The sequence below is a fragment of the Paenibacillus sp. FSL H8-0261 genome (assembly GCF_045040645.1).
Taxonomy (GTDB): Bacteria; Bacillota; Bacilli; order Paenibacillales; family Paenibacillaceae; genus Paenibacillus_AQ.
Genome location: NZ_CP150297.1, coordinates 6,055,216 through 6,070,636, shown reverse-complemented (window position 1 = coordinate 6,070,636; position 15,421 = coordinate 6,055,216). Strand labels below are relative to the sequence as shown.

Sequence of the window (15,421 nt, the reverse complement as noted above, 5' to 3'; positions counted from 1 at the left end):
CGAAGAGAATCAAGTAGCTAAGCTCCATAAAACTTTTAGGAGGTAAAAAATGAAATACGTTATAGGTGTAGATTTGGGCACTAGCGCAGTGAAGACTGTTCTAGTGGACCCACAGGGCAAGGTGGCTTTTGAGCATTCCGAGTCCTACCCGCTAAGCAGACCGCAGCCGAACTGGAGCGAACAAAATCCTGAGGACTGGGTAAAAGGCACGCTGGTCAGTCTTCGTCGTTTGATTGAAGTATCGGGCATAGATCCATCACAAGTTGATGGTCTTAGCTTCTCCGGGCAAATGCACGGATTGGTACTAGTGGATAAGGAAGGGCAAGTGCTTCGTCCGGCCATTCTTTGGAATGATACTCGTACTACTGCACAGTGCAGAAGAATAGAGAAGACGCTCGGAGCAAAGCTTATTGAGGTTGCTAGAAACCGTGCACTGGAAGGCTTCACACTTCCTAAAATTCTATGGGTACAAGAGAATGAACCTGAGGTATTATCACAAGCGTATCAGTTCCTGTTGCCAAAAGACTATGTGCGTCTCCGGTTGACCGGTGATTATGCGATGGATTATTCCGATGCTGCAGGAACGCTTCTATTAGATGTAGGTTCTAAAACGTGGAGTGCTGAAATTGCTGAAGCTTTTGAACTGCCGCTTTCCCTTTGTCCTAGACTGGTAGAGTCCTTTGAACAGACAGGAACGTTATTGTCGGATATTGCGGAAGCATCAGGTCTTTTATCATCAACAAAGGTATTTGCTGGTGGTGCGGATAATGCATGCGGGGCTCTTGGAGCAGGTGTCCTTGGTGAAGGCCGGACGATGTGCAGTATTGGTACATCTGGTGTAGTTCTTTCCTATGAGAGCAACAAAGACTTGAATCTCGAAGGCAAAGTCCATTTCTTCAACCATGGTGAAAAAGATGCCTACTATATCATGGGCGTTACTCTAGCGGCTGGTCATAGCCTTACATGGTTCAAAGAAACCTTTGCGGCAGACAAAAGCTTTGATGAATTGCTAAGTGGAGTAGCTTCCATTCCAGCGGGTAGCGGCGGACTGCTCTTTACACCTTATATCGTAGGGGAACGTACACCACATCCAGATGCGAATATTCGCGGAAGCTTTATTGGTATGGATTCTGGGCATACGTTGACTCATTTTACACGTTCCGTATTAGAGGGCATCACCTTTTCGCTACGTGAATCTATTGAGATTGTACGTGATTCAGGTAAAGAGATTACAGAAATCATTGCGATCGGTGGCGGGGCTAAAAATGAGGCATGGCTCCAGATGCAAGCAGATATTTTCAATGCATCCATCGTGAAGCTTGAAAGTGAGCAAGGTCCGGCTATGGGAGCAGCGATGTTGGCAGCGTACGGTAGCGGTTGGTTCACATCACTTAGTGCATGTGCAGAAGCTTTCATCCGACCTGCGGATGTATATAAACCAGATCCGAAGCAAGCGGCAATCTATGACGGCTTATTTAACCTCTATCAGGAAGTCTACGATCAGACCCGTGAACTGAATAACAAGCTGGCAGCGTACCGCCAATAATTAAGGACGCCGAAGGGTTTATGCTTGATATGTCTGATAAAAAAGGTCTTTCGCATATGGCGAAGGACCTTTTTTATGACCATCTCGTTTATTGATCTAAGGATAGGCTGTATTCGAAGTTGTTGCCGTTCCTATTTTTCTTCTGTAAAGTATGGGGTATCTCCAGGGCAGCGTTAAACTCTGCATGAGATAGTGAAGGTTTCGGGGGGCGGAAGGCCATGTTCCAATGGATTGTTAAGCTGTTGAATGACATCAAAATCCGCAATAAGCTGTTGCTTGCTTTTTTACTCACCACGTTACTTCCGGTATTACTGGTAGGCGGTTATCTTACGTTTGAGATGAGAACCATGGCGTTTCAGAGCGCACTGGAACAAGCTTCAATTAACGTAGATCGGGTAAAGAAAAGAACAGAAGAAGTCATCGGTGTATCTCAAGATATCGCATATCGCTTGAGCAATGATGCACGGTTGAAGAGACTTGCCATACGTCAGTATGTTAGCACTTATGATGTGGTGGAAGCTTACCGCGATTATTCGGATATGCGTGAGTATCTAAGGTTGTATAAAGATATATCCAACATTCGCTTATACACTGACAACGCTACGCTGCTTAACAACTGGGAGCTGATCAATCCTTCACCTGAGATTAAGGAGAGCCAGTGGTATCAGAGAGCACAGCGGTACGATAGTCTTGTCGGTTGGGAATATATCGAAGATGAGCGTGATAAGCGGAATTATTTAAGTCTTGTCCGCAAAATCGAGCTGGAGGGCTCCAGTAAGATCGGTGTACTCGTTATTAATGTGAACAGTCAGCAGCTTGCATCCATTCTAAGCCAGGAATCTTTTGATACCATGATCGTCGATGATCAAGACAATATCATTGCAGCGAACCGGAAAGATCGGACAGGTAAAAAGCTGGTGGATGTTTCTTTTGACACGAAGCTCTTGGGGCAGGGAAGTGGAAGCTATGAAGCAGTAGTAGATGGTGAAGCTTCCAAAATTGTGATCGAGGAGCTTAAACCACAAGCCAGCCGAAATGCACTACGAATTATATCTGTTTTTTCGATTGAAAGTATAGTTAAAGAACCCAATCAAGTGATTAAGCTTTCGATTACTGTGGTTGCGATAAGTGTTCTATTGGCCTTTTTAATTATATATAGCTTCTCCTCTTTGTTTTCACGACGATTGCTGCATTTAAGCAGACATATTAACCGAGTCAGTACTGGGGATTTTGATACGACATTAAAGATTGATGGCAAGGATGAAATCGCCCTGTTAGCTCGTCAATTCAATTCCATGGTACGCAGCATTAATGATTTGATGTATGAGGTACAGGAATCCAATGCACAGAATAGTCTGCTGGAACAGAAACAAAATGATATACGATTCAAAATGCTGGCCAGCCAGATTAACCCGCATTTCTTATTCAATGCACTAGAAGCGATTCGGATGGAAGCTCACATGAAGGGGCAAGTGGAAATTGCCCGTGTGGTACGTCTTCTAGGTAAAATGATGCGCAGTAACCTGGAGGTAGGCCGAAGTAAAATTTTGCTTAGTCAGGAATTAGAAGTGGTACGTTGTTACTTGGATATTCAGCAATTCCGTTATGAGGAGAGGTTGAAATATCAATTTACTGTAGACCCTGCCGTTGAATCTCTTTATATGCCCCCGCTTCTTATTCAGCCACTTGTTGAGAACGCAGTAATCCACGGACTGGATAATAAGATGGAAGGTGCATTTGTGACGGTGGAAGTTGTACAAGTTGGGGATCATGCTAAATTTACGATTACAGATAACGGAGTAGGAATATCTCCAATTCAGCTGGAGGAATTACTGAACACGCTTGAGCGTAAGGAAGAGCGTGAAGGTGAGCGAATTGGACTTCGTAATGTACATGACCGGCTAAAACTATCCTACGGCGCAGAATATGGGCTAACGATTGAAAGTAGACCTAATGTAGGAACGGTTATTTTCTTCTGCATACCAATGGAGGACAACAATCTATGATAAAAGTGATGATTGTCGATGATGAGCCGAAGCTACGGGAAGGACTTCGAAGTCTGATCCCATGGGAGAAGCTCGGTTATACGGTGGTAGCTACAGCAGCTAATGGCTTGCAAGCACTTGAAAAGTATCATACCTTCTACCCGGAGCTGATCGTTGCTGATATTCGTATGCCTGGAATGGATGGTCTGGAAATGATTAGTGAGCTTCGTAAAGAAGGCTCAGAAAGTCATGTACTCATTTTGAGTGGACATGCTGATTTTGAATATGCTAAGCGGGCGATTGGATATCGGATCGACGGCTATTTGCTGAAGCCAGTGGATGAGGATGAGATGATCGTATGTCTGGAACAGCTACATGAAACGATCGAGCAGGAGCAGCGGTTCAGTGACTGGAATGAGGAGGAGCCCGCTCGCAATAGGGAAACTTTACTCCGAGCGCTTCTACAGCCAACCTCAGAGGAAGAACTGGAGGAGGACCTTAGCAGACATGTGGATGCGCTAGGACTCGATCAGGGAAATTATGAAGTCATTCTCATTGAGTTAAGAAAAACAGCTGGTGCAAATGATGAGGATCTCCGGGGAATCAAAACAGTAATGGAACAGCATTTTAGTAATCATCCTAGTGCATCATTCTTTACATTGTCACAGTATTTGGGCATTCTCATGAAGGATCCGGACCAGAGCGCGAGCAAGCGGGAAGAATTATATAAGGGATTATCTGCAGTGATAGAACCAAAGGGTTACGACTTCATTGCAGTAGCGGGGGGAGTAGTACCTCGACCTGAAATGGTGGGAGAATCGTTTAATTCAGCACGTGAACTGTTAAGACATTCCTTCTTCTTCAAAAAGGGGATCATCATCAGTACAGATCCTTCAGGATTTCTGATGGAGATGAAGGAGAAGACTGAAGAGGATCAGGAGACGGAGAGTCGTCTGCTGCTTGCAGTAGAAACCGGAAGTCTGAGCGCGATCCGACCGATAGTGCAAACCATCTGTGCTGAACTTATATCTGCGGGCAGTGATGAATTGCGAATTAAAGAGACCTTTGTGAGACTCCTTAGTACTGTTCTGGCTCGTCTGGAGCCTACGTATCCGGAAATTCGCACCTATGCAGCAGAGCATTCCCCTCCAATAGGGGAGCTTTATCAAAGTTATTATTTGTCTGATTTGCAGGATCAGGCTGTCTCATTTCTCGAAGAAATTGCGGGCCAGATGACCAGTGGTCGTGGAAATGAAATTAAGAAAATTACAGAAATAATCAACCGTCGCTACAATGAGAACCTAAAGCTAGAGACCTTATCCGAGTTATTCTGCTACAACAGCGCTTATCTCGGTAAAATGTTCAAGAACACCACAGGAGAATACTTCAATACGTACGTGGATAAAGTGCGGATTGAGAAGGCTAAGGAATTTCTGACGCAAGGGATGAAAGTATACGAGGTGGCCGAGAAGGTAGGGTATATGAACCCTGATTATTTCAACGCTAAGTTCCGTAAATATGTAGGAATCTCACCAACTTCTTATCGGAAAAGCATCTAAGGATAGTGTGGTGTTCTTGTTTGATATACCTGCGGCTGTGGATCAGATGTTTTTCTGAACCACAGCCCGCAGGTCTTTTTTTTCTACTCCCACCAATTGTACGTGGTGAAGTATTAATGCAGTTAAATAGACACCTGCTTAAGCTTATGCGGGTGGAGGGCTAATGCATTTTCTTTAGAATCAGGGCTCTAAACATCTGCTGGTAAAGGAGCGAAGAGGAATTTTTGGAACTGTAGAAGCGTTTAACGCTTCTAATTTTAAAAGGGCGACTGGTAGAAGAACGAAGAGGAATATTTGGAACTGTAGAAGCGGAGCGTTCGCCTTTCTCCTCGGATTTCTACCGCGAGAAGCGGTTCAAATCAGGAAATCTGAGGATAACAGCGATCGGAAGTCCAAATATTCCGCGTAGTGGCTGGTTACCAGAAGCTTAGTTGGAAAATTCGAAAAAGGTGCGATCGAAAGTCCAAATATTCCGCGTAGCGACTAATATCCAGCAGATTGTTTTATGAACCGTATCAAAAGAATAATGCAGACGCAGCAGCATTAGCCCCTCTGTGTCGATGAGAAATGAGAATTCACCCCGGACAAAAATCTCTAATTTTCACCTGATTTTAAGTCGAATTTATAGGGTACTGCAATCGCTTACAAAGTTTTAGAATTAAGGCATAGAGAGGAGGGGCTTTATGAAAGCGGACACAGTAACTGCTCAAATCCCGCCGGACACCCGAATGCGCAACAAAAAGCCTGCTTCAGGAGGACGGTTTTGGAGAAGCTTTAAGAATCAAAAGTATTTGTGGATGATGTCGATACCTTTTGTAATCTGGGCATTCGTCTTCAGTTATCTCCCATTATGGGGCTGGACGATGGCTTTTCAAAAGTACAAGCCCGCACGTGGCTTTTTTGAACAAGAATGGGTAGGTTTTGAACACTTTAAGACACTGTTCAGTGACTCGCAATTTCTTCTGGCGCTGCGTAACACGCTGGCGATGAGCGGAATGGGCTTGGTCGCAGGCTTTATCTTTCCGATAACGTTTGCAATATTGCTCAATGAATTGCGTCTTGGATTTTTTAAACGTTTTGCTCAGACCGTCTCGTATTTGCCTCACTTTGTATCATGGGTGGTTGCAGCGGGAATTGTAACTAAAATGTTATCTAGCGAAAATGGTCTTGTAAACGATCTCTTGTTAACAATTGGATTTATAGACTCACCTATCCAGTTCATGGCTCAGGGCCATCTCTTCTGGGGAATCGTTACTTTATCAGATGTGTGGAAAGAAACCGGATGGAATGCGATTATCTACCTTGCGGCCATCTCGGGTATTGGACCTGAACTGTACGAAGCGGCCCGAGTAGACGGTGCCAGCAGGCTCCGCCAGGTATGGCATATCACCCTTCCAGGTATCCGGCCGACCATTACAGTGCTACTCATTATGTCGATTGGTAATTTGCTGAATATCGGCTTTGAGAAGCAATTCTTGCTTGGAAACAACCTCGTTACCGACTATTCTCAGGTGCTGGATCTGTACTCTCTGAAATACGGACTAGGCATGGCGAGATATTCCTACGGTACCGCGATCAATATATTCAACTCAGTGATCAGTGTAATCCTGCTGTTTACGATTAATGGAATCTTCAAGCGTACAACTAAAGAGAGCCTTCTGTAACACAGAAGGCCCTTCTACCAATCGTGGCAGCAAAATTGCCCTTTTCTTGAAAGGAGAGCGTTACAGTGGGAAATACAGCTATCACCGGAAAGTCGTGGTCAGACCGGATCTTTGACTTCATTGTATACTTTGTAATACTGTTCGTGGTTGTAATCACGATCTATCCGTTTCTGAACGTGCTTGCGATCTCGCTGAATGATTCAGTGGATAGTGTGCGCGGCGGTATCACCATCTATCCTCGGGAATTTACCTGGGACAATTACTTGAAAATCTTCAGTTTCTCAGGGCTGATCACCGGGTTTAAAATATCCGCTTTGCGGACAGTCGTCGGTACTTTGTTCGGTCTGATCAGTGCCTCGATGCTAGCATTTACGATCAGCCGTCCTGATTTTGCAGGCCGCAAGTTCGTCTCCACATTCTTGGCGATGACCATGTATATCTCTGGAGGAATGATTCCAATATACATGCTGATCAAGGATCTCCATATGATGAACAGCTTTGCAGTCTACGTATTGCCTGGATTGGTTAGTGCTTTTAATGTCTTCGTTATCCGCTCCTTTATTGACGGCCTGCCGTATGCACTGCAGGAATCGGCGAAGCTTGATGGAGCTAATGACTTTACCATCTACTGGCGTGTCATCCTGCCGCTGATGAAGCCGGCTCTAGCAACAATCGCGTTGTTCCTAGCGGTAGGTCAATGGAATGCATGGTTTGATACGTATTTGTATAATGGTTCAAGCCCTCATCTGACGACATTGCAATATGAACTGATGAAGGTTCTGCAGAGTACAACCAGTGGTAATGGTGGCGATTATCGCTCCAACATTGCTTCTCTAGCTTCGAATCAGGTCTCGCCAGAGTCTATCAAGATGGCGATTACGATTGTCGTAACCGTGCCAATTTTGTTGGTGTATCCGTTCATTCAGAAATATTTTGTTCAAGGTATGACACTTGGCGCTGTGAAGAGCTAATCACAGCTAACAGGGGAGCATAGTCTCCCCTAAGCTTTAAGAGTATTTTGTATCCGTTTTCTTTTCTTGTGGGAAGTTTTGGGATAAGTATTAACAGGATTTATCTGTGATACGATAGATAAACAATTTTAAGGAGGGTTTATGTAATGGGGAATAATAGAAAAATAAAAGCTAAAGCAACGGCACTTACACTTACTTCTATTATGATGCTCGGCATGCTCGCAGGTTGTGGTGGAAACAACGGCAATAACGCAGCTGGAGATGCAGCTGGAAATGCAACAAATAAGGGGAATGCAGCTAATTCGGCCAATGCGGTTGAGGATACTTCTCCGCTCACGATGACTTTCTTCAGTGCTGACCCTAACCCGAACTGGACAGGCATGCAAGATGAAGTAGGTAATGTGATTACGGAAAAAACGGGAGTTACCTTGAATGCTGAATACGCGGTTGGTGACCCTGCTCAGAAAGTAGCGTTGATCGCAGCAAGCGGTGATTATCCGGATCTGATCAGTGCCAAGACCGACGTAAGCAAGCTGGTGGATGCAGGCGCAATGCTTGATCTGACAGATCTGATTGAAAAATATGCTCCGAACATCAAAAAAGTATTAGGCGAAGAAGGCATGAAACGCTCACGCTACAGTGACGATGACCACGCGATCTATGCTATCCCTACGTATGCAGGTGTGGATAACAAATACTTTGATGCTGGCGGCGGATTTGAATTACAGCACCGTGCTGTTAAAGAAGCGGGATATCCTGCAATTAAAACTGTCCAAGATTATGAGAACGTAATCAAGGCTTACCTGGAAAAACATCCAACCGATGAAAATGGTAACAAAAACATCGGTCTGACCCTAAATGCAGATGATTGGTACATGTACATTACAGTAACTAACCCAGCATTCACTACTACAGGCTCTCCTGATGATGGTGAATATGCAATCGATATCGACACACAAGAAGTAACTTATCACTTCCGTCGTCCTGCTGAGAAAGAATATTTCCGCTGGCTCAACCATATGAACGATATCGGATTGCTTGACCCGGAAAGCTTCGTTCAAAAGTATGATCAGTACAAAGCTAAAATCGCTACCGGCCGTGTTATTGGTTTGATCGACCAAGACTGGGGTTATGGCGATGGAGAAAGAGCATTGAAAGCTGAAGGTAAGCTGGATCAAGGATACGGACACTATCCAGTAACCCTGTCTGAAGAGTACAAAGAAACTTCCTTCTGGCCTACAGGCTTTATGGGTGGTAATGGCATTGGGATCAGCGTAGATGCTAAAGATCCGGTACGTGCAATTAAATTCTTGGACTACTTAGCTTCAGATGAAGGTCAAGTATTGGTTAACTGGGGTATCGAAGGCAAGCATTACAACGTAGTTGACGGCAAACGCGTCATTCCTGAAGATGTGAACAACCGTAAATATAATGACACTACCAATTTCCAAAAAGAAACAGGACTTGGCAATGTCGGATCAAACTACGCTCTGCTTAGCGCTCACTATGGTGACGGCGTATTGGATCCAACTGGAAACTACTATACAACTCGTTTCCCTGAGCAAGTAACAGTAGGCTACAATGCAGTTGAAAAAGAAACACTTGCTGCTTATAAAGCAACAACTTGGAAAGACCTCTTCCCAAATGAAGATGAATTCAAAGTTAAACCTTGGGGCGCGGCATGGAACATCACGATTCCTGGGGATAGCGAAATTGTCGTTCTCGACAACAAGCTGAAGGATATCAGTTGGAAACGGATTCCTGAAGCCATCTTGTCCAAGCCAGCTGATTTCGACAAAGTTTGGGATGCTTACATGGCTGAACTGGATAAAGCTGGTGTGACGAAAGCTGAAGATTTACGTGAAGAGCTGGTTAAACAACGCGTGAAACTTTGGAATGAGTAATTATTCCTGAAACACGGCTAATAAAATAAAAGCATGAAGATGGCGGGAAGTCCGAACGAAAGTCCGGGCTTCCCGCCGATTTGTTTTCATCTGTAATTACAGGATAGGAGGAATATACGTGGAAGAAAGTAAGAACACTGGGCGGCATAAGCTCTGGTATAAGCAGCCGGCAGCTGTATGGGAAGAGGCACTGCCAGTGGGTAATGGCCGTTTGGGCGGCATGATCTTTGGCGGAACGGAAGAAGAACTCATTCAACTAAATGAAGACACCCTATGGTCGGGATTTCCGCGGGATACAGCTAATTATGAGGCGCTGCGTCATTTGGCTCCGGCCAAACAATTAGTGGCAGAGGGGAAATACAAGGAAGCGGAAGCACTGGTAGATTCCAAAATATTAGGCAGACGGACTGAATCCTATCAACCGCTCGGAGACTTGCGAATGAAGTTCAATCTTGGTGGTCCTGTAGAGGGTTATCAGAGGGGGCTTGATTTGGATCAAGCACTTGCTACGGTATCCTATACTGCTGGGGATGTAAGGATTGTGCGCGAAGTTTTGGCCAGCAGACCAGATGAACTTATAGTCATTCATATCCGTGCAGAGGGGAAAGAGGGGCTGGGTATTTTGCCGGATTTCTCAGTGGCTCTGACTTCGCCGCATCCTTTCCGACTAGAGATCACTTCGGATGGCGCGCTGATGATGACCGGTCGCGCTCCATCGCATGTGGCTGATAATTATGTAGGAGATCATCCGCGTGCCGTATTATACGAAGAGGGGCTTGGCATAAGTTTTGCCGCTGCAATGGAGATCCGTACAGATGGCGGCAAATGTAATGCTGAGAACGGCATGTTGTCGGTTTCAGGTGCGCGCTCCATTACGATCCGCCTAGCTGCCGCAACCGATTTTGTCGGGTATGACCGGATGCCAGGAAGCGACGGTAAGCTACCTTCGGAGTTGTGCCTAGAGCAATTGGCTTTGTCCTCTAATGGATATGCAGAGCTGAAGCAGCGCCATCTAGAGGATCATCAGTCCTTGTTCCGCCGTGTGGAGTTGACGCTTGCACCTTCGTCCTCCCGGATAGAGATTCCCACGGATGAGCGACTAGTACGGTATCAGGAGGGGCAGGCAGATTCTGCGCTAGAAGCGCTGCTGTTCCAGTATGGCCGCTACCTGATGATTGCTGGCTCACGACCGGGGACGCAAGCTCTGAATTTGCAAGGGATCTGGAATCCCTATCTTCAGCCGCCATGGAACAGCAATTATACGACTAATATAAACACTGAAATGAATTATTGGCCAGCCGAGTTATGCGGGTTGGGTGAATGCCATGAATCTCTAATCGATTTTATTACGGAGCTTAGTATGGCTGGCAGCCGTACAGCAAATATTCATTATGGCGCACGTGGCTGGACGGTGCATCATAATACAGATTTGTGGCGTATGACGTCTCCGTCAGACGGCAAGGCGATGTGGGCATTTTGGCCAATGGGAGGCGTTTGGCTCTCTCGCCAATTGTGGGAGCGTTACGCTTTCCGTCCAGATGAGGAATATTTGCGAAACACAGCTTATCCTTTGTTAAAGGGAGCCGCGTTATTTTGTCTGGATTGGCTGGTAGAGCTACCTGATGGAAGCTGGACAACGGGTCTGTCTACCTCACCGGAGAATGTATTCTTGACTGCTGATGGCACGCCATGCAGTGTTTCAGCTGGCTCAGCTATGGATTTATCGCTGATCGCTGAGCTGTTCAAGCATTGCATTCAGGCTGCTGAGATTTTGAATACCGATGCCCAGCTGAGGCAGGAGCTACGCCAGAAACAGGCACGACTCGCTCATCCTGGGATTGCACCGGACGGACGTATTCGTGAATGGAATGAGGATTTTGCTGAACAAGAGCCTGGGCACCGCCATGTCTCTCATTTGTATGATTTATATCCCGGGAATGTAATTAGTCCTTCCTTCACACCAGAGCTAGCTGAGGCGGCAGCGTTATCGCTTAAGAAGCGCTTGGAAGGCGGGGGCGGACACACGGGCTGGAGTGCAGCCTGGCTACTTAATCTATATGCGCGTTTGAAGGATGGAGAGAGTGCGTATAGCTGTTTACGTCGTATTTTGCAAGATTCAAGTCTGCCGAATTTATTCGGTAATCACCCTCCATTTCAAATTGACGGTAACTTCGGAACTACGGCCGGAGTTGCTGAGATGCTCTTGCAGAGTCATCAGGAAGGGCTTGAATTATTACCCGCTCTTCCAGAAGAATGGTCTGAAGGCAGTGTGAAAGGCTTGGTAGCCCGAGGCGGCTTTATCACAAATATAGAATGGCGTGAGGGACGCTTAATGAAGGCGGAACTGACCTCGACGCATGGGCAAATATGCAGAATTTACAGTCGCGAGCCTTTACTCATTCAAAGACCAGATGGTTCACGAATAGGGATAGAGATGGAATTTGAAACCGTTATAGGAGAGACCTATATCATTACACCGCAAAGCGAATAAAACACATCGTTCTAGCATATAGGCTGTTCTCAGAGTAGAATTATTCTACAGGGAGCAGTCTTTTTTTGCCTAAACGCTCATTATCTATTAAATGGTAGGGTTCATTACAAGTCTATAGGAGCCGGAGGAACGAAATATATATGTGGAAAAAACGTTTCACATTAGTAAAGATCATTCTGGGAGGAGTGATTATATTCGCTGCTATTCCACCGATGATTTATTGGGGCTGGGGTCATGCTTATGCGGCTTCGAGTTCACCCACCCTTCGTTCTGTAAATGAAGTAGCGCAGAAGCTAACGGGTGCAATGAACAACCGCAGGGAGACCATTACTTTTACTTATGAGAGCAAAGCTTCAAATTTGAAAACGAAAATACAAGCGGCTCTGGATCAAGCGATGGCTAGTGACCCTTATTTGTATTACATTATAGACAGCTACGGATATACTTATCGAGGAAGCGCAAGCTCTGTAAAAGTTACGGTGGAAGTGAAATATTTGGAGACGCTGGAGCAGACGGCTTTTGTGAACAAAGAAGTGAAGGCTGCGCTGAAGAAGATCATAACGCCGGGCATGAACAATCATCAGAAGGTGAAGGTTATCCATGATTGGGTTGTGCTTCATCTGAAGTATGACACTTCGTATCGTAAATATACGGCTTATGAAGGATTGAAGAGTGGCAGCGCCGTTTGCCAAGGGTATTCGCTGTTGACCTATAAGCTGTTAAAGGAGGCTGGATTCACGAATGAAATCGTTGAGGGTACAGCCAAACAGCCTGGAGGACGTAGCCAGTTGCATGCCTGGAATCTTGTGTTGTTAGATGGACGGTGGTATCATCTCGACACGACTTGGGATGACCCGACACCTGATAAGGCAGGTGTGGTTAGCACAGCATACTACTTGAGAACGGATGCGCAGATGCGTCAGGACCATAGCTGGACGAAGTCTTATCCGGCAGCTTCTGTAGGTTATCATAAGACCTTGTCTGCGCTTGTGGAGCGTGGAGGACAGAATGCGGCTGTCTATAAACAGCTTCAGAACGATCTCAATTATGAGCTATATGCCGAGGAGCTAATTGTACGTTCGGTAGGAGATCTGACTCGGCTAGCGAATAAGGCAATTGCCTCCGGTGAGGTGTCTATATTATTCCGTTATCAAGGGAGTGGGACCAAGCTTAAGAATGACCTGCAGGAGCTATATAAGCTTGGACTAGAGGATGTATCTTACTCCAGTTCTGCTTTTGACAATACAGGCGATCTCAAAGTGTTTGTGACCTGGGAATAGAAGGATAACCAAAAAGGACATCCCATAAGCCTAAATGGCTACGGGACGTCCCTTTTTTGTTTTTTACCGGGTCTATTTTATTCTGGGTGAGTACTTAGGTCGCATTTATCCAAAGGAATAATATTACTCTTCCGGAACCAGCGATAGCCGACCCAGATCAAGACAAACAGCGGCAAGCTGATATAGGAAACGGCGATACCATACCAGTCGATATTTCCACCTGAGAAGGCGCCCATATTCTGACCGAGGATAGCTACAATACAAAGTCCTAAGGCAAAGATAGGTCCGAATGGGAACCATCTAGCTCGGTAAGGTAGTTCATCTAGCGAATGCCCTTGTGCTATAAAAGCACGTCTGAAACGGTAATGGCAGACCGCAATACCCAACCAGTTAATAAATCCGCACATACCAGAGGCGTTCAGTAGCCAGTTATATACGGCACCGTCACCAAAGAATGAAGCGAGAAAGGCGAGCATTCCGACAGCCGTAGTTACTAGCAAAGCGCCAACAGGGACACCACGGCGATTGAGCTTACCCAGTGCGCGCGGAGCCATGCCATCCTTAGCCATTGCATACAGGACACGGGTGGAAGCATACATTCCAGAGTTCCCTGCCGACAGTACAGAACTGAGAATGACGGCATTCATTACGGATGCAGCAATTGCAAGCCCGGCTTTATTGAACACGATCGTAAACGGACTGACTCCGATATCATCGATGCCTCCACGCAGAAGATCTGGATTCGTATAAGGAATCAACATTCCGATTACAAATATAGCAAGGATATAAAAGATTAATATACGCCAGAATACTTGGCGGATCGCAATAGGGACGTTGCGGCGTGGGTTCTCGCTCTCACCAGCAGCAACGCCGATTAGCTCGGTACCCTGGAAGGAGAATCCGGCTGCCATAAAGACCCCGACGAAGGCGAAGAAGCCACCGTGGAAAGAGCTGCCCCCGATTTGGAAGTTACTGAAGCCTACGGCTTCTCCACCCATAATGCCGAATATCATGAGGACACCGACAACGAGGAAAGCGATAACGGTAATGATTTTGATAATGGCAAACCAATATTCTGATTCCCCGTAGCCACGAGCAGATAGGAAGTTTAGGCCGAACATCAGCAGTAGGAACACCAGACTCCAGAGAAAGGAAGGGCTGTCCGGGAACCAATATTTAATGATGACGGTAGCCGCTGATAGCTCTGCTGCAATCGTAACCGCCCAGTTATACCAGAAGTTCCAGCCGATGGCGAAGCCAAAGGCGGGGCTGACGAAACGAGTGCCGTAGGTACTGAAGGACCCGGAGTCCGGTAAATAGGTGGCGAGCTCCCCAAGACTAGTCATGAGAAAATAAACCATTACACCCACTGCCGTGTAAGCTAGAAGCGCTCCACCAGGTCCTGCTGAAGCGATCGCGCCGCCACTGGCTAGAAACAGACCCGTACCAATAGATCCGCCAAGCGCGATCATGGTCAAATGTCTTGCTTTGAACGATTTTTTTAGCGCAGGCTGATTTATGTCGCCTTGCGCTGGGTTTTGTTGATTGCCCTGCATGAATATGACACTCCTTATGATCTAATCTTACTGTTCATGAACGGGGAGTGCTGAGCTGTTGACTCCCGCAAGGCGGGAGGTATACTTCGTGATTTCCAGAAGGTTATGGAAGACTGTACGAAACATACAAATTCTGTAAACGCAAAGAAGCCGCAAACTATGTCTGCGGCTTCCATCTATACAGCTCCGCATCATACTCCCTGTGAAGATAGCGCAACACACTGCAGTCTGCTACTTACGCAGGCTGTACAATGTGACAGTTCCGTGCCTTTCGGCAACGGCCCCAGCCTGCACCGCTGTAAGAGCTACAGCGCAAGCTTCGGCGGATATTCCTTTCGGCGTGGTTCATAGACGGCTCTAACGTCTCCACACGCGTACTCTTTATATCCGCGACCTCTACCTCATCTTAGTATGACGAGGCTATCTTTACTTCATTCATTTATAAACAACAGGAATTAGTATAAA

General features: G+C 46.1%; 9 protein-coding genes and 1 riboswitch. Of the genes, 8 read left to right on the top strand and 1 reads right to left on the bottom strand.

Annotated elements, in window-relative coordinates; translation table 11 throughout:
* Positions 1-49: 49 nt before the first annotated feature.
* From xylB to MHI27_RS26960, 8 genes are all read left to right on the top strand, one after another.
* On the top strand, positions 50-1,546 hold the full coding sequence (gene xylB / locus MHI27_RS26995; RefSeq protein WP_076300670.1) for a xylulokinase: 1,497 nt from the start codon (positions 50-52) through the stop codon (positions 1,544-1,546).
* A gap of 218 nt (positions 1,547-1,764) precedes the next feature.
* Positions 1,765-3,552, top strand: a complete 1,788-nt coding sequence (locus tag MHI27_RS26990; RefSeq protein WP_076285491.1) for a sensor histidine kinase — start codon at positions 1,765-1,767, stop codon at positions 3,550-3,552.
* A complete protein-coding gene (locus tag MHI27_RS26985) occupies positions 3,549-5,090 on the top strand; it encodes a response regulator (RefSeq protein WP_405175057.1) in 1,542 nt (513 codons plus the stop codon). The genes MHI27_RS26990 and MHI27_RS26985 overlap by 4 nt, the downstream gene beginning before the upstream one ends.
* A 728-nt stretch (positions 5,091-5,818) precedes the next feature.
* On the top strand, positions 5,819-6,754 hold the full coding sequence (locus tag MHI27_RS26980; protein ID WP_256716397.1) for a sugar ABC transporter permease: 936 nt from the start codon (positions 5,819-5,821) through the stop codon (positions 6,752-6,754).
* A gap of 65 nt (positions 6,755-6,819) precedes the next feature.
* The gene (locus tag MHI27_RS26975) at positions 6,820-7,725 is read left to right on the top strand and encodes a carbohydrate ABC transporter permease (RefSeq protein WP_042131063.1); all 906 of its coding nucleotides are present in this window, start codon (positions 6,820-6,822) and stop codon (positions 7,723-7,725) included.
* 146 nt (positions 7,726-7,871) lie between these two features.
* Entirely contained in the window at positions 7,872-9,629 is a 1,758-nt protein-coding gene (locus MHI27_RS26970) for an ABC transporter substrate-binding protein (protein WP_405175056.1), read from the top strand.
* Between the two features lie 118 nt (positions 9,630-9,747).
* Positions 9,748-12,120 (top strand): glycosyl hydrolase family 95 catalytic domain-containing protein, encoded by a 2,373-nt coding sequence (locus tag MHI27_RS26965; protein ID WP_405175055.1) that lies wholly within the window; start codon positions 9,748-9,750, stop codon positions 12,118-12,120.
* A 140-nt stretch (positions 12,121-12,260) separates the two neighbouring features.
* Positions 12,261-13,400 (top strand): transglutaminase domain-containing protein, encoded by a 1,140-nt coding sequence (locus MHI27_RS26960; RefSeq protein ID WP_405175054.1) that lies wholly within the window; start codon positions 12,261-12,263, stop codon positions 13,398-13,400.
* Positions 13,401-13,477: 77 nt separating this feature from the next.
* Here MHI27_RS26960 and MHI27_RS26955 read toward each other — a convergent pair whose 3' ends face one another.
* Positions 13,478-14,956: an amino acid permease gene (locus tag MHI27_RS26955; RefSeq protein WP_405175053.1), complete on the bottom strand. Its 1,479-nt coding sequence runs from the start codon at positions 14,954-14,956 to the stop codon at positions 13,478-13,480.
* A gap of 201 nt (positions 14,957-15,157) precedes the next feature.
* A riboswitch (Lysine riboswitch) is annotated at positions 15,158-15,363 on the bottom strand.
* Between the last annotated feature and the right edge of the window lie 58 nt (positions 15,364-15,421).